Origin of the sequence: Brucella sp. 22210 (assembly GCF_052045675.1) — a bacterium.
GTDB lineage: Bacteria > Pseudomonadota > Alphaproteobacteria > Rhizobiales > Rhizobiaceae > Brucella.
The window spans coordinates 196,621-212,544 of record NZ_JBQEPD010000009.1; the positions used below are offsets into that span (position 1 = coordinate 196,621).

Sequence of the window (15,924 nt, forward strand, 5' to 3'; positions counted from 1 at the left end):
CACATTGTGACCACGGGCGAAAAGCTCGTGTAATTTTCCCTCACATCAATGTGTGAGCGCATATGTCGGCAACAGCGCAAACAAAAAGGGCCGCGCAAGGCAGCCCTTTTTAATCTCTTCTCATAATCGTGCATTATCCGACGCAAAGACGCTTCGCGCTTTTGCTGGAAATGCCTTGATTACGCTGCGTCGGCTTCAGCAGCAGCTTCAGCTTCTACGCGAGCGCGGTCAGCCTTGCCCTTTGCATCGACGTCGCGTTCCACGAATTCAACAACAGCCAGAGGCGCGTTGTCGCCAGCGCGGAAGCCAGCCTTCATGATGCGGATGTAGCCGCCGTTGCGGGTTGCATAGCGCGTAGCCAGGGTATCAAACAGCTTAGCCACGACCTTAACGTCGCGGATAGCCGAGATAGCCTGACGGCGTGCATGCAGGTCGCCGCGCTTGCCGAGCGTGACAAGCTTTTCTACGATTGGACGGATTTCCTTAGCCTTAGGAAGCGTGGTCACAATCTGTTCATGCTCGATGAGCGAAGCCGCCATGTTGGCGAACATTGCCTTGCGATGCGAGGCAGTGCGGTTCAGCTTACGCTGTCCATTACCGTGGCGCATGGCCTTCTCCTTTAATTCGTAACGTACCGGAATATGCCGGTCTTATCTTCGTTTTACGCATTGTCCGACGCGAAACCGCTTCGCAGTTTCGCTGGCAATGCTTAGTATTGGTCTTCGTAACGCTTTGCGAGATCTTCGATATTTTCCGGCGGCCAGGACGGGATTTCCATACCAAGATGGAGACCCATCGACGCGAGAACTTCCTTGATCTCGTTGAGCGACTTGCGGCCGAAATTCGGAGTCCGCAGCATCTCGGCTTCCGTCTTCTGGATCAGATCGCCGATGTAGACGATGTTGTCGTTCTTCAGGCAGTTTGCCGAACGGACAGACAGTTCGAGCTCGTCCACCTTCTTGAGCAGAGCCGGGTTGAAAGCCAGTTCCGCAACCTGTTCCTGCGGAGCTTCCTTCTGAGGCTCTTCGAAGTTGACGAAGATCGCCAGCTGGTCCTGGAGAATACGAGCAGCGTAAGCCACTGCGTCTTCGCCGGTAACCGAACCGTTGGTCTCGATGTTCAGCGTCAGCTTGTCATAATCGAGAACCTGACCTTCACGGGTGTTCTCAATCTTGTACGACACCTTGCGAACCGGGGAATACAGGCTGTCGACCGGGATAAGCCCAATCGGAGCGTCTTCCGCACGGTTGCGGTCGGCAGGCACATAACCCTTGCCGGTGTTGACGGTGAATTCCATGCGGATTTCAGCGCCTTCGTCCAGCGTGCAGATGACGTGATCCGGGTTAAGGATTTCGACATCGCCGACAGTCTGAATGTCGCCAGCCGTAACGGCGCCTGGGCCTTCCTTGCGGACGACCATGCGCTTCGGGCCCTCGCCTTCCATACGGATGGCGATCTCCTTGACGTTCAGAACGATATCCGTCACGTCTTCGCGGACGCCCGGAATAGAAGAGAATTCATGCAGAACGCCGTCGATCTGTACGGCGGTCACGGCAGCGCCGCGCAGCGACGACAGAAGCACGCGACGCAGAGCATTACCGAGCGTCAGACCGAAGCCGCGTTCCAGCGGTTCAGCAACGACGGTTGCATGCGTGCGGGAGCCGTGGGTGAAAAATTCCACCTTGTTCGGCTTGATCAGTTCCTGCCAGTTCTTCTGGATCATGTGAGTATCCCTCTATCAATCGTCGCTACCATCCTATCGTAGCGATCAAGTGAAGAAACCGCAGAGGAGCCCCGGATGAAATCCGAGGCTCTTACAGCATGTGAACGAGGATTAGACCCGGCGCTTCTTGCGCGGACGGCAACCGTTGTGCGGGATCGGCGTAACATCGCGGATCGACGTGATCACAAAGCCGGCAGCCTGAAGGGCGCGCAGCGCAGATTCACGGCCAGAGCCCGGTCCGCAAACCTCGACTTCGAGGGAGCGCATGCCGTGTTCCTGAGCCTTCTTGGCGCAATCTTCGGCAGCGATCTGTGCGGCGAACGGGGTCGACTTACGCGAACCCTTGAAACCCTGAGCACCTGCGGAAGACCAGGCAATAGCATTGCCCTGAGCATCCGTGATGGTGATCATGGTGTTGTTGAACGTCGAATTTACGTGGGCAACGCCCGACGAGATGTTTTTACGCTCGCGACGGCGAACGCGCGTGGCTTCCTTGGCCATGATAGTCCTTTCAATCGATCTCTACACCGCCGTAATTCCAGCGGCTACACCGGTCCTCAAGAAAGAACCAGTATCAAACCCAACCGGCGCACCGGAAAGGCCCGACGGAACGAAAACGTTCCGTCGAAATTACTTCTTCTTGCCTGCGATAGCCTTCGCCGGACCCTTACGGGTGCGTGCGTTGGTGTGCGTGCGCTGGCCGCGAACCGGCAGCGAACGACGATGACGCAGGCCGCGGTAGCAACCCAGGTCCATCAGGCGCTTGATGTTCATCGAAACTTCACGACGCAGGTCACCTTCGACCTGGTAGTCAGCATCGATTGCTTCGCGGATCTGAAGGACTTCAGCATCCGTCAACTGGTTAACGCGACGATCGTCGGCAATGCCAACCTTCGTTACGATTTCCCGAGCAAATTTCGGTCCAATCCCGTGGATGTACTGAAGCGCAATAACAACGCGCTTGTTCGTCGGGATGTTGACGCCAGCGATACGTGCCACGTCTGTTCTCCTTAATGTTAATCACTTCCGCCTGAAAGACTAATCTCCCAGACAGCATAAAATGACCGATATCGGCCTCTTTTCGATTTCCGCCGCTACCTGCCATTCAAAACCAAATGAAGTGGCGCAGTCTTTGACGGAATCGCCCGAAAAAGTCAACTCTTAACTGTCCGTAAAGCCATCAAACCGGCCTGACAGACAATTAAAGCGACTTCTGGAAGCAATAAACGGGCAGAGAACCGCAAAGCGTTTCTCTGCCCGTGTTTGTATCAGCGCATCGTGCTCTACAAAAACCGATCCCGATCTCAGGGCCGATGCGATAGTCCAAGGCTTTGAAAAGCCTTATGCCGGAACGAGAATTCTCTCGATTTCAGCGGTAACTTCTTCAACCGGAGCCATACCGTTGAGGACACGCAATTCGCCAGTCCCGGCATAGTAGGTTGAAAGCGGTGCGGTCTTTTCGCGATATTCGACAAGACGCTTGCGGAAAGCTTCCGGATTGTCATCCGAGCGCACCTGACCGCCCTTGGCGATCGTTTCGGCCACGCGGCTCTCCATCCGCTTGACCAAGGCATTCTCATCAACCTTCAGCTCGATGACAGCATCAAGCTTCAGGCCTTTATTTGCGAGCATTCCGCCGAGAGCTTCAGCTTGCGGAACGGTACGCGGGTAGCCGTCGAGAATGAAACCGTTCGCGCAGTCCGGAGCATCAATGCGCTCCGACACGATCTGGTTGACGATCTCGTCGGATACCAGCTGACCGGCATCCATGACTGCTTTGGCGCGCTTTCCGACTTCGCTCTGCTGAGCGACTGCCGAACGCAGCATGTCGCCAGTCGAAAGCTGCGGAATTCCATGCTTCTTGGTAAGAAGTCCAGCCTGCGTCCCCTTACCTGCTCCGGGCGGCCCAAGAAGTATCAGTCTCATTTATTGCGTTTCCCACCTCTGAGTTTGGACTTCTTGATCAGCCCTTCATACTGATGGGCGATAAGATGTCCCTGAACTTGCGCAACCGTATCGAGCGTCACGCTCACAACGATCAGCAGCGATGTACCACCAAGATAGAATGGCACGCCGGTCGCGGAAATCAGGAATTCCGGCAGAAGACAGACAAGCATAATATAGATGGCGCCGACAACCGTGATGCGGGTCAACACATAGTCTATATATTCGGCAGTCCGTTCACCGGGGCGAATGCCCGGAATGAAGCCGGAATGCTTCTTGAGCTGGTCAGCCGTGTCCTTGGGATTGAACACGATGGCCGTATAGAAGAAGCAGAAGAACGCCATCAAGCCAGCGTAGAACAGCATGTAAAGCGGCTGTCCATGGCCCAACGCGTTGAGAATCGTGGTTGCCCAGGAAGGCATTTCCGTCGTGTTGGCAAAGCCAGCCACGGTCGCAGGCAGCAGCAGCAGCGACGATGCGAAGATCGGCGGAATCACGCCTGCGGTATTGAGCTTCAGCGGCAGGTGCGAAGTATCGCCCTGGAACATGCGGTTGCCAACCTGACGCTTCGGATACTGGATCAGCAGGCGGCGCTGCGCACGCTCGACGAACACGATGACCGCGATCAGCGCGATTGCGAGCACGATAACGCCCAGAATGAGGCCCGTCGACAGCGCACCGGTGCGGCCCAGTTCCAGCGTGCCGGAAATGGCATGCGGAAGGTTTGCAACGATACCCGAGAAGATGATCAGCGAAATACCGTTACCGATACCGCGCGCGGTGATCTGCTCACCGAGCCACATCAGGAACATGGTGCCGCCAACAAGCGTAATCACCGATGAAACGATGAAGAACGGTCCCGGATTCATGACGATGCCGTTGCCCGACTGCAAGCCAACCGAAATGGCGTAGGCCTGCACGAGCGCCAGAAGCACTGTACCGTAACGCGTATACTGATTGATGATCTTGCGGCCCGCCTCGCCTTCCTTCTTCAGCGCTTCAAGCGACGGAACAACCGACGTCATGAGCTGCACGATGATGGAGGCCGAGATGTAAGGCATGATGCCGAGCGCGAAAATGGCCATACGACCTACAGCGCCACCGGCGAACATGTTGAAAAGTCCGAGCACACCCTGGCTATGCTGCTGGAAAGCCTGCGCAAGAGCGTCAGGATTGATTCCTGGAAGCGGAATATAGGTGCCGAACCGATATACGAGCAAAGCGCCCAGAGTAAACCAGATGCGCTTCTTGAGTTCTTCAGCTTTCGAAAAAGCCGAGAAATTGAGATTGGAAACTAGCTGTTCAGCAGCCGATGCCATTAAATTTCTCCGGTGAAAAGTCTCCGGTCCCCTACTCCCATCGACACGCGTTTATTCAACCCGCGTCCTCACGGACAAGAAGACCCAACCCAGATATGCGCATTGGCATAAATGTGCAAGCGGCGGCCCAGTTTTTATCGCAATTCCAAATAGAAAAATGCATTGCATTTATCCGGAATCGCTCTGGGCCGCCGCTTATAATTTTAGTGCAGAAGCCTTATTCGGCAGCTGCGGCTTCAGGAAGCTTGATGCTACCGCCAGCCTTTTCGATTTTCTCGACTGCCGACTTGGAAGCGCCAGCAACCTCAAAGGTTACCTTAGCCTTCAGTTCGCCATCCGAAAGAATGCGAACGCCGTCCTTGGCGCGACGAATCACACCAGCAGCCTTCAGCGCTTCGAGGTTCACAACAGCCTTGGCATCCAGCTTGCCGGCGTCGATAGCGGCCTGAACACGGCCGAGCGACACAACGTTGAAGCTCTTTGCGAAGATGTTGGTGAAGCCGCGCTTTGGCAGACGGCGGTAGATTGGCATCTGGCCGCCTTCGAAGCCATTGATCGCGACGCCCGAACGGGACTTCTGACCCTTGACGCCGCGGCCAGCGGTCTTGCCGGTGCCCGAGCCGATACCACGGCCAACGCGCTTGCGAGCCTTGACGGAACCTGGCTTGTCACGCAGATCGTTGAGTTTCATGTCTCTATCCCCTGCGTTATCAGGCCTCGTCCACGATGCGGACGAGATGCTGAACCTTGGCGATCATGCCACGAACCGAAGGAGTATCCTCCAGCGTGCGGCGGCGGTGCATTTTGTTAAGTCCGAGACCGATCAGCGTTGCACGCTGCTCGGCTGGACGACGGATAGGGCTTCCGATCTGTTCGACCGTAACCGTCTTACCCTTCTTCTCAGCCATCACTCAAATCCTTTGTCTATGGCGTATCCGGTGGCCCGGCTCAGTATCGAATGCAACTTCTTGCAGAAACTGCCAGGCCCCGGACTAACACAAACTATCGGCTATTCTTCCGAACCGACCACATCATGGCGGCGAGCCTGAAGGGTCGAGTACTTGATGCCGCGCTGTGCCGCGATATCCTTCGGATGCATCTGATGCTTGAGGGCATCAAACGTCGCGCGAACCATGTTGTACGGGTTCGACGAACCGAGCGACTTGGCAACAACGTCCTGAACGCCGAGCGTTTCGAACACTGCACGCATCGGACCACCGGCGATGATACCCTTACCGGCAGGAGCTGCGCGGAGCAGAACCTTGCCAGCGCCATGACGGCCTTCGACGTCATGATGCAGAGTACGACCCGAACGCAGCGGAACGAAGATCATGTCGCGCTTGGCAGCTTCGGTAGCCTTACGGATAGCTTCCGGCACTTCACGTGCCTTGCCATGACCGAAGCCTACGCGGCCCTTCTGATCGCCAACGACGACGAGAGCAGCAAAACCGAAGCGACGGCCGCCCTTGACGACCTTGGCTACGCGGTTGATGTGAACGAGCTTGTCAACGAACTCGCTGTCGCGCTCCTCGCGACCGCGGTCTTCGCGGTTACGTTCTCTCTGTGCCATATCCTGATTTCCTTTTTTCTTTTCCGGAAGCACAAACTTCTATTAGAAGCTGAGGCCGCTTTCGCGGGCAGCTTCGGCGAGAGCCTTCACGCGGCCGTGGAAAATGAATGCACCACGGTCGAACACTACGTCCTTGACGCCAGCCTTGACGGCGCGCTCAGCAACCAGCTTGCCGACAGCAGCTGCCGCTGCCTGGTCTGCACCGGTCTTGAGCTTGCCCTTGAGGTCGCCATCGAGGGTCGAAGCGGCCGCAAGCGTAACGCCGCGGACGTCGTCGATGATCTGGGCGTAGATGTTCTTCGAAGAGCGATGTACGCTGAGGCGTGGTCGGCCGTTGGCGGCAGACTTGAGCTGACGGCGCACGCGAGCAGCGCGACGCTGCAAAGTTTCTTTTGGCGATGCCATGACGCGCTTCCCTTACTTCTTCTTGCCTTCTTTGCGAACGATCTTCTCGCCCGCATACTTGACGCCCTTGCCCTTGTAAGGCTCGGGGCCGCGATATTCGCGGATCTCAGCCGCGACCTGACCGACCTGCTGCTTGTCGATACCGTTGATGACGATTTCCGTCGGCTTCGGTACAGCAACAGTGATGCCAGCAGGCACGTCATAGACCACTTCGTGGCTGAAGCCGAGCGAAAGCTGCAGGTTCTTGCCCTGCATGGCAGCGCGGTAACCAACGCCGCTGATTTCGAGCTTCTTTTCAAAGCCGTCCTTCACGCCAACAAAAATGTTGGAGATCATGGTGCGGGACATGCCCCACTTCGAACGAGCTTCCTTAGACTGATCGCGCGGATCGACGCTGACAGCGCCGTCTTCCAGCTTAACCAGAACTTCATCGTGCACGACGAAGGAGAGTTCCCCCTTCGCGCCCTTGGCCTTGACGATCTGCCCATCAACACTGGCGGTCACGCCTGCCGGGACCGGCACGGGTTTTTTACCGATACGAGACATTTTTATACCTGTCTTTTATCTGTTCGCTGTCAACCGCATCAGAAGATGCGGCAGAGCAGCTCACCACCAACGTTTTGTTCACGGGCTTCATGATCCGCCATTACGCCCTTCGGCGTCGAGAGGATCGAGATGCCGAGGCCGTTCGCGACCTGCGGGATCGACTTGACCGACACGTAAACGCGACGACCAGGCTTCGATACGCGGCTGATCTCACGGATAACCGGAACACCTTCATAATACTTCAGCTCGATTTCGATCTCAGCCTTGCCGTTCACGAATTCGCTCTGCGAATATCCGCGGATGTAACCTTCAGACTGAAGAACATCGAGAACGCGAGCGCGCAGCTTCGAAGCCGGGGTCGTAACCTTGGTCTTCTTGCGGCCTACTGCGTTGCGGATACGGGTCAGCATATCGCCGAGAGGATCTGACACAGACATATGCTACTCCTTACCAGCTCGACTTGACGATGCCCGGGATCTGACCGAGCGAACCCAACTGACGAAGCGCGATACGCGACATCTTCAGTTTACGGTAATAACCACGCGGACGGCCCGATACTTCGCAACGATTGCGAATACGAACCTTCGATGAATTGCGCGGCAGTTCGGCAAGCCGGATAGTGGCGCGGAAGCGCTCCTCCAGCGGAAGGCCCTGATCCATTACGATCGCCTTCAGGCGTGCACGCTTTTCAGCATGACGCTTAACCAACTTTTCGCGGCGCTTGTTTTTTTCGACTGCGCTAGTCTTGGCCATGTTATCTATACCTCGCTACGCTTGCCGTTACTGCCGAAACGGGAAGTTGAATGCACGCAGAAGAGAGCGCGCTTCATCATCCGTCTTGGCGGTCGTGCAAACGATGATGTCCATGCCCCAGATCTGATCAACCTTATCGTAGTTGATTTCGGGGAACACGATGTGCTCCTTGATGCCCATGGCAAAGTTGCCACGTCCGTCAAAGCTCTTCGGGTTCAGGCCGCGGAAGTCGCGAACGCGAGGAAGAGCAATCGTAACCAGACGATCAAGGAATTCATACATGCGGTCCTGGCGAAGGGTGACCTTCGTGCCGATCGGCATGTCTTCACGCAACTTGAAGGTTGCGATCGAGTTACGGGCGCGCGTGATGACGGCCTTCTGGCCAGCAATCTGGCTGAGGTCTTCTGCGGCTACCGACGGCTTCTTCGAATCGCCGGTGGCTTCGCCAACGCCCATATTGAGGACAACCTTGGTGATGCGTGGAATCTGCATCTCGTTGTCGTATTTGAACTCTTCAAGCAGAGCCTTACGGATATTATCCTGATAAAGCTTCTTGAAGCGTGGAAGTGCCTTAGCTTCAGCCATCGATCAGCGCTCCAGAACGTTTTGCGACACGAACCTTCTTGCCGTCCTCAACGCGGAAACCGACGCGGGTCGGCTTGCCGTCCTTGGGATCAACAATAGCCAGGTTGGACAGGTGGATCCGCGCTTCCTTGGAGATAATGCCGGCTTCCTGGGTCTGGGTCTGGCGCTGATGACGCTTCACAATATTAATGCCGCGTACGAGCGCCTGCTCGTCCTTAGGCATAACCTTAAGGACCTCGCCCTTACGGCCCTTGTCCTTACCGGACAGCACGACAACGCTGTCGCCTTTGCGAATCTTTTGCATCGTTGTGCTTCCTTACAGAACTTCCGGAGCCAGCGAGATGATCTTCATGTGGTTCTTTGCGCGAAGTTCGCGCGGAACCGGTCCGAAGATACGCGTGCCGATAGGCTCTTTCTTGTTATCGATGAGAACAGCTGCGTTGTTATCAAAACGAATTACGCTGCCGTCCGGACGACGGATGTCCTTGGCGGTGCGTACAACAACCGCCTTCATCACGTCACCCTTCTTGACGCGGCCGCGCGGAATAGCTTCCTTGATCGACACCACAATGATGTCGCCAACGGAAGCATAACGCCGCTTCGAGCCGCCCAGCACCTTGATGCACATGACACGACGTGCGCCGGAGTTATCCGCCACGTCGAGGTTTGTTTGCATCTGAATCATGACTGGCCGCCTTCTTTTCCTTCAGCTGGTTAAGGGCTCCTGCCCTACCTAAGCTGCGTGTTTGTAATTTAGCCCGCTGCTTCGTTCGTCAGAACGATCCAGCGTTTGTCCTTCGAGATCGGAGCCGATTCCTGGATGGAAACGGAATCACCAACCTTGAACTGGTTGTTTTCGTCATGCGCCTTGTACTTCTTCGACTGACGCACGGTCTTCTGGAGGAGCGGATGCGAATAGCGACGCTCAACCTTAACCACAACAGTCTTGTCGTTCTTATCGCTGACGACAACGCCCTGCAGAACGCGTTTAGGCATGATATTTTTTCCTTATGCCTTGCTTTCGGCCGCCTTCTGGCGGGCAATAGTCTTAATACGCGCGATGTCGCGGCGAACCTGCTTCACGCGCGCGGTCTTTTCGAGCTGGCCGGTAGCCTTCTGAAAGCGCAGATTGAACTGTTCTTTCTTCAGTGCGGCCAACTCGTCGTTCATCTGATCGGTGCTTTTCGCCCGAACGTCTGCGGCTTTCATAGTTGCCTCTCCTTATTCAGCAATGCGCTGGATAAAGCGCGTCTTGATCGGCAACTTTGCTGCGCCGAGTCTGAGGGCTTCGCGTGCCACATCTTCGGGTACGCCGTCAAGCTCAAACATTACGCGACCTGGTGCCACACGGCATGCCCAGTAGTCAACCGAACCCTTACCTTTACCCATACGGACTTCGGTAGGCTTCGAAGTAACCGGCAGGTCAGGGAAGATGCGGATCCACACGCGACCGGCACGTTTCATGTGACGGGTGATCGCGCGGCGAGCCGCTTCGATCTGACGTGCGGTGACGCGTTCCGGCTCGAGAGCCTTCAGACCGAAAGCACCGAAATTCAGATCCGTGCCGCCTTTCGAGTTGCCGTGGATACGGCCCTTGAACTGCTTGCGGAACTTGGTGCGCTTAGGCTGCATCATTGTTCTCTACTCCAAATTTCTCGCCCGCGGCCCGCTTTTTAAGCGTTTTCGCGGCGGCGGTTCGACGAGGAACCCTGATTGTCACCCTCGACCGCACGACGTTCGGAAGCCATCGGATCGTGTTCAAGGATCTCGCCCTTGAAGACCCAGACCTTCACGCCGCAGATACCATAAGCGGTCTTCGCTTCTGCTGTGCCGTAGTCAATATCGGCGCGCAGAGTATGAAGCGGAACGCGACCTTCACGGTACCATTCCATGCGAGCGATTTCCGCGCCACCCAGACGACCCGAGCAGTTGATACGGATACCTTCGGCTCCAAGACGCATTGCCGACTGAACGGAACGCTTCATGGCGCGACGGAATGCCACACGGCGTTCGAGCTGCTGAGCGATCGACTGAGCGATCAGCGTAGCGTCGATTTCCGGCTTGCGAACTTCAACGATGTTGAGCGAAGTATCGGCATTGGTCATCTCGGAAAGCTTCTTGCGGAGCTTTTCGATGTCTGCACCCTTCTTGCCGATGATGATGCCCGGACGAGCCGAGTGGATCGTCACGCGGCACTTCTTGTGCGGACGCTCAATTACGATCTTCGAAATCGCAGCCTGCTTGAGTTCCTCGGTGAGGAACTCACGGATCTTGACATCTTCATGCAGCAGCTTGCCGTACTCACCGGTATTTGCGTACCAACGCGAATCCCAGGTGCGGTTGATGCCGAGACGAAGACCGATCGGATTAATCTTCTGACCCATTATGCGGCCTCCCCTTTTTCCGCGACTTCGCGGACAACAATGGTGAGATGCGAAAACGGCTTCTCGATACGGCTTGCCTTACCACGTCCGCGGACATGGAAGCGCTTCATGACGATCGACTTACCGACATAGGCTTCGGCGACGATCAGAGCATCGACGTCGAGGTCGTGATTGTTTTCAGCGTTTGCAATCGCCGACTCAAGCGTCTTCTTAACCGTATCGGCGATCCGCTTGCGCGAAAACGTCAGATCGGCAAGTGCCGCATTCACTTTCTTGCCGCGAATCATGCTCGCGACAAGGTTAAGCTTCTGCGGGCTGACGCGGAGCGTACGGGCGACGGCTTTCGCCTCGTTATCCTTAAGCTGGCGGGGAGCCTTGGCCTTGCCCATCGTTACTTCCTCTTTGCCTTCTTGTCCGCGCCGTGACCGTAGTAGGTACGCGTAGGCGCGAATTCACCGAACTTGTGTCCGACCATTTCTTCCGAAATCGACACCGGCACATGCTTGTTGCCGTTGTAGACGCCGAAAGTCAGACCGACAAACTGCGGCAGAATGGTGGAGCGGCGGCTCCACATCTTGATAACTTCGTTACGACCGCCTTCGCGTACCTTCTCAGCCTTCTTGAGAAGATAGCCGTCGACAAACGGACCTTTCCAAACTGAACGAGCCACTTCAGACTACCTCTCTTACTTCTTGCGCTGATGGCGCGAACGCATGATGAACTTGTCAGTCGCCTTGTTCGAGCGCGTCTTCTTGCCCTTCGTAGGCTTGCCCCACGGAGTGACAGGGTGACGACCACCCGAGGTACGACCTTCACCACCACCATGCGGGTGATCGACCGGGTTCATTGCAACACCGCGAACGTGCGGACGCTTGCCACGCCATACCGAACGACCGGCCTTGCCGTCGTTGATATTGCCGTGATCCGGGTTCGAAACTGCACCAACCGAAGCGAAGCAGGCGCCGGAAACCAGACGCTGTTCACCAGAGTTGAGGCGCAGGATCGCCATGCCCTGGTCGCGACCGACGAGCTGGGCGTAGGTGCCAGCCGAACGTGCGATCTGACCGCCCTTACCAGGCTTCAGTTCGACGTTGTGGACGATCGTGCCAACTGGCATCGAAGCGAGCGGCATTGCGTTGCCCGGCTTAACGTCAACGGAGTTACCAGCAACAACCTTGTCGCCAACAGCAAGACGCTGCGGAGCCAGGATGTATGCGAGTTCGCCGTCTTCGTAACGGATCAGCGCGATGAACGCGGTGCGGTTCGGATCGTATTCCAGGCGTTCGACGGTGCCGACGACGTCAAGCTTGCGACGCTTGAAGTCGATGAAGCGGTACGAACGCTTGTGACCACCGCCCTGAAAGCGAACGGTGATACGACCGGTGTTGTTACGGCCACCCTTCTTGGACAGACCTTCGGTCAGGGACTTGACCGGCTTGCCCTTGTAGAGTTCCGAGCGATCCACGATGACCAGCTGACGCTGGCTCGGCGTGGTCGGATTAAAATGCTTGAGTGCCATTGTCTCTTACTCCATGGCCTCTCAGAGACCGGTCGAAACGTCGATGCTCTGGCCTTCAGCCAAAGTAACGATCGCTTTCTTGACGTCGCTCTGGCGCCCGATAATGCCGCGGAACCGCTTGACCTTACCTTTGCGCACTGCAGTGTTGACTGCGGTAACCTTGACGCCGAACAGCGCTTCGACTGCAGCCTTGATTTCCGGCTTCGTTGCCTTGCGGGCTACGTTGAAGACGACCTGGTTGTGTTCAGAAACCAGAGTAGACTTCTCGGTGATAACCGGGCTGACGATCACGTCGTAATGGCGAAGATCAGTCATTTGAAACGCTCCTCGAGGGCTTCGACAGCCGCCTTGGAAAGCACGAGCTTGCCACGGCGAAGAATGTCGTAAACATTGATGCCCTGCACTGGCAGAACGTCGATGTTCGGGATGTTCGAAGCCGCACGCTGGAAGTTCACGTCGATCTCTGCACCACCGATGAGGAGTGCATTTTCCAGACCGAGCTTGGCGAACTGAGAAACAAGCTGCTTCGTCTTGGCTTCGGAAGCCGCCAGATCATCGATGATGATCAGGTCGGATGCCTTTGCCTTGGCGGAAAGAGCATGACGCAGGCCAAGAGCGCGAACCTTCTTCGGCAGGTCGTGTTCATGGCTACGGACAACTGGTCCGTGAGCCTGACCACCACCGCGGAACTGCGGAGCGCGAGCCGAATGGTGACGAGCGCGACCCGTACCCTTCTGCTTGTACATCTTCGCGCCGGTGCGGCTTACGTCGCCACGGCCCTGAGCCTGATGGGAGCCCTGCTGGCGGCGAGCCAGCTGCCAGCGCACGACGCGCTGAAGAATGTCGTCACGCGGGTCGAGGCCGAAGATATCTTCGTTCAGCTTGACCTTGCCGGCATCCTTGCCTTCAAGAGTTGTAATCGTGAGATCCATTATTCGGCTCCCTCAGTCGCGGCGACTTCAGCCTTGGCGGCACCTGCACGCAGAGCGGCCGGCTTCGGCGCGCTTTCTGGCAGCGAGACCTTGACTGCGTCGCGGACGATGATCCAGGCGCCCTTGGAGCCTGGAACCGCGCCGCGGACCAGAATGAGGCCACGATCAGTGTCCGTCGAGACAACTTCAATATTCTGCGTGGTCACGCGGGTCTGGCCCATATGACCAGCCATCTTCTTGCCCTTGAACACCTTACCCGGGTCCTGACGCTGACCGGTCGAGCCGTGAGCGCGGTGGGTAACGGAGTTACCGTGGGAGGCACGATGACCAGCAAAATTGTGACGCTTCATAACACCGGCAAAACCTTTACCGATCGAAGTACCCGTCACATCGACCTTCTGGCCGGCGACGAAGTGTTCGGCGGTGATTTCCGCGCCGACTTCGAGGAGGTTGTCCGGAGAAACGCGGAATTCGGCAAGCTTCGCCTTGGGCTCGACCTCGGCCTTCGCGAAATGACCGCGCATAGCCTTGGACGTGTTCTTTACCTTGGCGATACCAACGCCAAGCTGAACAGCCGTGTAACCATTCTTTTCAACTGTACGCTGAGCTACCACGTGGCAATTCTCCATGCGGAGAACCGTCACCGGCACATGCTCGCCGGCGTCGTTATAGACGCGGGTCATGCCCAGCTTCTGTGCAATAACACCTGAACGCATCGGGTTCGTTCCTTCCGTCCTCAAGCCGATTAAAGCTTGATCTCGACATCGACACCGGCGGACAGATCGAGCTTCATCAGCGCGTCAACAGTCTGCGGGGTCGGGTCAACGATATCGAGAAGACGCTTGTGCGTGCGCATCTCGAACTGCTCGCGGCTCTTCTTGTCGATGTGCGGCGACCGGTTAACTGTGAACTTTTCGATCCGCGTAGGAAGCGGGATCGGTCCGCGCACATTTGCACCGGTACGCTTGGCAGTCGACACGATTTCCCGCGTCGAAGCGTCAAGGATCCGATGATCAAACGCCTTAAGGCGAATGCGGATGTTTTGACCGTTCATTTCATCTGTTCCTTGTTACGCGGAGCGTCTCCGGAGAGACGCTCCTGCACAAACCTTAATTACTCGATGATCGAAGCGACGATGCCTGCACCGACGGTGCGGCCACCTTCACGGATAGCGAAGCGGAGCTTCTCTTCCATGGCGATCGGGACGATCAGCGTAACGTCAACGGTGACGTTGTCGCCTGGCATAACCATTTCCGTGCCTTCCGGCAGGGTCACAACACCGGTCACGTCAGTCGTACGGAAGTAGAACTGTGGGCGGTAGTTGGTGAAGAACGGCGTATGACGGCCACCTTCGTCCTTGGTCAGAATGTAAGCTTCTGCCTTGAACTTGGTGTGCGGCTTAACCGAACCCGGCTTGCAGAGAACCTGACCGCGTTCAACGTCTTCACGGCCGATACCACGAACCAGTGCGCCGATGTTGTCGCCAGCCTGGCCCTGATCGAGCAGCTTGCGGAACATTTCAACGCCGGTAACCGTCGTCTTGCCGGTCGCCTTGATGCCGACGATTTCAACTTCTTCGCCAACCTTGACGATACCGCGCTCAACGCGACCCGTCACAACCGTACCGCGACCCGAGATCGAGAACACGTCTTCGATCGGCATCAGGAACGGCTGGTCGATCGGACGTTCCGGGGTCGGAATGTAGCTGTCGACTGCGTCCATCAGGTTGCGAATGGCGTCTTCGCCGAGTTCCTTCGAGGAATCTTCGAGAGCTGCCAGAGCCGAACCCTTGACGATCGGAACTTCGTCGCCCGGGAAGTCGTACTTCGAGAGAAGTTCGCGAACTTCCAGTTCAACCAGTTCGAGCAGTTCTGCGTCGTCAACCTGATCGCACTTGTTCAGGAACACGACGATTGCCGGAACGCCAACCTGACGAGCGAGCAGGATGTGCTCACGGGTCTGCGGCATCGGGCCGTCAGCTGCCGAAACAACCAGGATCGCGCCGTCCATCTGTGCAGCGCCGGTGATCATGTTCTTCACATAGTCAGCGTGGCCTGGGCAATCGACGTGGGCGTAGTGACGAGCTGCGGTTTCGTACTCAACGTGAGCCGTCGAGATCGTGATACCGCGGGCGCGTTCTTCCGGTGCAGCGTCGATCTGGTCATACGCCTTGAATTCACCGAAAAACTTCGTGATTGCCGCAGTCAGCGAGGTCTTGCCATGGTCAACGTGACCGATGGTGCC

At 56.7% G+C, this 15,924-nt stretch carries 28 protein-coding genes; all 28 read right to left on the reverse strand.

Going from position 1 to position 15,924, the window contains the following annotated elements; genetic code table 11:
• Positions 1-179 precede the first annotated feature (179 nt).
• Positions 180-608, reverse strand: a complete 429-nt coding sequence (rplQ, locus tag ACTJKP_RS14005) for a 50S ribosomal protein L17 (protein ID WP_078340790.1) — start codon at positions 606-608, stop codon at positions 180-182.
• A 101-nt stretch (positions 609-709) separates the two neighbouring features.
• Positions 710-1,723 carry a DNA-directed RNA polymerase subunit alpha gene (locus ACTJKP_RS14010; RefSeq protein ID WP_078340789.1) on the reverse strand — a complete coding sequence of 338 codons (1,014 nt, stop codon included), beginning with the start codon at positions 1,721-1,723 and terminating at the stop codon, positions 710-712.
• A gap of 111 nt (positions 1,724-1,834) precedes the next feature.
• Complete coding sequence (gene rpsK / locus ACTJKP_RS14015; RefSeq protein WP_002964339.1) at positions 1,835-2,224, reverse strand: 30S ribosomal protein S11; 390 nt, start codon at positions 2,222-2,224, stop codon at positions 1,835-1,837.
• A gap of 129 nt (positions 2,225-2,353) precedes the next feature.
• A complete protein-coding gene (gene rpsM / locus ACTJKP_RS14020; RefSeq protein ID WP_078340788.1) occupies positions 2,354-2,722 on the reverse strand; it encodes a 30S ribosomal protein S13 in 369 nt (122 codons plus the stop codon).
• A gap of 342 nt (positions 2,723-3,064) precedes the next feature.
• Complete coding sequence (locus ACTJKP_RS14025) at positions 3,065-3,649, reverse strand: adenylate kinase (protein WP_078340787.1); 585 nt, start codon at positions 3,647-3,649, stop codon at positions 3,065-3,067.
• On the reverse strand, positions 3,646-4,986 hold the full coding sequence (secY, locus tag ACTJKP_RS14030) for a preprotein translocase subunit SecY (RefSeq protein ID WP_078340786.1): 1,341 nt from the start codon (positions 4,984-4,986) through the stop codon (positions 3,646-3,648). Before secY ends, ACTJKP_RS14025 begins: the two co-directional genes overlap by 4 nt.
• 217 nt (positions 4,987-5,203) lie before the next feature.
• Positions 5,204-5,677, reverse strand: a complete 474-nt coding sequence (rplO, locus tag ACTJKP_RS14035) for a 50S ribosomal protein L15 (protein WP_078340785.1) — start codon at positions 5,675-5,677, stop codon at positions 5,204-5,206.
• A 19-nt stretch (positions 5,678-5,696) separates the two neighbouring features.
• On the reverse strand, positions 5,697-5,894 hold the full coding sequence (gene rpmD / locus ACTJKP_RS14040; RefSeq protein WP_078340784.1) for a 50S ribosomal protein L30: 198 nt from the start codon (positions 5,892-5,894) through the stop codon (positions 5,697-5,699).
• A gap of 101 nt (positions 5,895-5,995) precedes the next feature.
• Positions 5,996-6,556, reverse strand: coding sequence for a 30S ribosomal protein S5 (gene rpsE, locus ACTJKP_RS14045; RefSeq protein ID WP_006467009.1), 561 nt, complete (start codon positions 6,554-6,556; stop codon positions 5,996-5,998).
• Positions 6,557-6,598: 42 nt separating this feature from the next.
• Positions 6,599-6,961 (reverse strand): 50S ribosomal protein L18, encoded by a 363-nt coding sequence (gene rplR, locus ACTJKP_RS14050; protein ID WP_078340783.1) that lies wholly within the window; start codon positions 6,959-6,961, stop codon positions 6,599-6,601.
• Positions 6,962-6,973: 12 nt separating this feature from the next.
• Complete coding sequence (gene rplF / locus ACTJKP_RS14055) at positions 6,974-7,507, reverse strand: 50S ribosomal protein L6 (protein WP_078340782.1); 534 nt, start codon at positions 7,505-7,507, stop codon at positions 6,974-6,976.
• A gap of 38 nt (positions 7,508-7,545) precedes the next feature.
• Complete coding sequence (rpsH, locus tag ACTJKP_RS14060) at positions 7,546-7,944, reverse strand: 30S ribosomal protein S8 (protein WP_078340781.1); 399 nt, start codon at positions 7,942-7,944, stop codon at positions 7,546-7,548.
• A 10-nt stretch (positions 7,945-7,954) separates the two neighbouring features.
• Positions 7,955-8,260, reverse strand: a complete 306-nt coding sequence (rpsN, locus tag ACTJKP_RS14065) for a 30S ribosomal protein S14 (RefSeq protein ID WP_078340780.1) — start codon at positions 8,258-8,260, stop codon at positions 7,955-7,957.
• 27 nt (positions 8,261-8,287) lie between these two features.
• Positions 8,288-8,845: a 50S ribosomal protein L5 gene (gene rplE / locus ACTJKP_RS14070; RefSeq protein ID WP_078340779.1), complete on the reverse strand. Its 558-nt coding sequence runs from the start codon at positions 8,843-8,845 to the stop codon at positions 8,288-8,290.
• Positions 8,838-9,149: a 50S ribosomal protein L24 gene (gene rplX / locus ACTJKP_RS14075; protein ID WP_440631085.1), complete on the reverse strand. Its 312-nt coding sequence runs from the start codon at positions 9,147-9,149 to the stop codon at positions 8,838-8,840. The genes rplE and rplX overlap by 8 nt, the downstream gene beginning before the upstream one ends.
• Positions 9,150-9,161: 12 nt before the next feature.
• Positions 9,162-9,530: a 50S ribosomal protein L14 gene (rplN, locus tag ACTJKP_RS14080; RefSeq protein ID WP_004683923.1), complete on the reverse strand. Its 369-nt coding sequence runs from the start codon at positions 9,528-9,530 to the stop codon at positions 9,162-9,164.
• A 68-nt stretch (positions 9,531-9,598) separates the two neighbouring features.
• Positions 9,599-9,841, reverse strand: a complete 243-nt coding sequence (gene rpsQ, locus ACTJKP_RS14085; protein ID WP_078340777.1) for a 30S ribosomal protein S17 — start codon at positions 9,839-9,841, stop codon at positions 9,599-9,601.
• Positions 9,842-9,853: 12 nt separating this feature from the next.
• On the reverse strand, positions 9,854-10,054 hold the full coding sequence (gene rpmC, locus ACTJKP_RS14090; protein ID WP_078340776.1) for a 50S ribosomal protein L29: 201 nt from the start codon (positions 10,052-10,054) through the stop codon (positions 9,854-9,856).
• 12 nt (positions 10,055-10,066) lie between these two features.
• Positions 10,067-10,480 (reverse strand): 50S ribosomal protein L16, encoded by a 414-nt coding sequence (rplP, locus tag ACTJKP_RS14095; protein ID WP_002964355.1) that lies wholly within the window; start codon positions 10,478-10,480, stop codon positions 10,067-10,069.
• A 38-nt stretch (positions 10,481-10,518) separates the two neighbouring features.
• Positions 10,519-11,229 carry a 30S ribosomal protein S3 gene (gene rpsC, locus ACTJKP_RS14100; protein WP_078340775.1) on the reverse strand — a complete coding sequence of 237 codons (711 nt, stop codon included), beginning with the start codon at positions 11,227-11,229 and terminating at the stop codon, positions 10,519-10,521.
• The gene (gene rplV, locus ACTJKP_RS14105; protein ID WP_078340774.1) at positions 11,229-11,618 is read right to left on the reverse strand and encodes a 50S ribosomal protein L22; all 390 of its coding nucleotides are present in this window, start codon (positions 11,616-11,618) and stop codon (positions 11,229-11,231) included. Before rplV ends, rpsC begins: the two co-directional genes overlap by 1 nt.
• 2 nt (positions 11,619-11,620) lie before the next feature.
• On the reverse strand, positions 11,621-11,899 hold the full coding sequence (gene rpsS, locus ACTJKP_RS14110) for a 30S ribosomal protein S19 (RefSeq protein WP_070997411.1): 279 nt from the start codon (positions 11,897-11,899) through the stop codon (positions 11,621-11,623).
• 15 nt (positions 11,900-11,914) lie between these two features.
• Positions 11,915-12,748: a 50S ribosomal protein L2 gene (gene rplB / locus ACTJKP_RS14115; protein ID WP_113533596.1), complete on the reverse strand. Its 834-nt coding sequence runs from the start codon at positions 12,746-12,748 to the stop codon at positions 11,915-11,917.
• Positions 12,749-12,769: 21 nt separating this feature from the next.
• Positions 12,770-13,063 (reverse strand): 50S ribosomal protein L23, encoded by a 294-nt coding sequence (locus ACTJKP_RS14120; protein ID WP_078340773.1) that lies wholly within the window; start codon positions 13,061-13,063, stop codon positions 12,770-12,772.
• A complete protein-coding gene (gene rplD / locus ACTJKP_RS14125) occupies positions 13,060-13,680 on the reverse strand; it encodes a 50S ribosomal protein L4 (protein WP_078340772.1) in 621 nt (206 codons plus the stop codon). The genes ACTJKP_RS14120 and rplD overlap by 4 nt, the downstream gene beginning before the upstream one ends.
• On the reverse strand, positions 13,680-14,396 hold the full coding sequence (gene rplC / locus ACTJKP_RS14130; protein WP_078340771.1) for a 50S ribosomal protein L3: 717 nt from the start codon (positions 14,394-14,396) through the stop codon (positions 13,680-13,682). The genes rplD and rplC overlap by 1 nt, the downstream gene beginning before the upstream one ends.
• A 29-nt stretch (positions 14,397-14,425) precedes the next feature.
• On the reverse strand, positions 14,426-14,734 hold the full coding sequence (rpsJ, locus tag ACTJKP_RS14135) for a 30S ribosomal protein S10 (protein ID WP_002964363.1): 309 nt from the start codon (positions 14,732-14,734) through the stop codon (positions 14,426-14,428).
• A gap of 59 nt (positions 14,735-14,793) precedes the next feature.
• Positions 14,794-15,924 (reverse strand): elongation factor Tu (gene tuf / locus ACTJKP_RS14140; protein ID WP_113534998.1); only part of this gene is annotated, 1,131 nt, incomplete at its 5' end.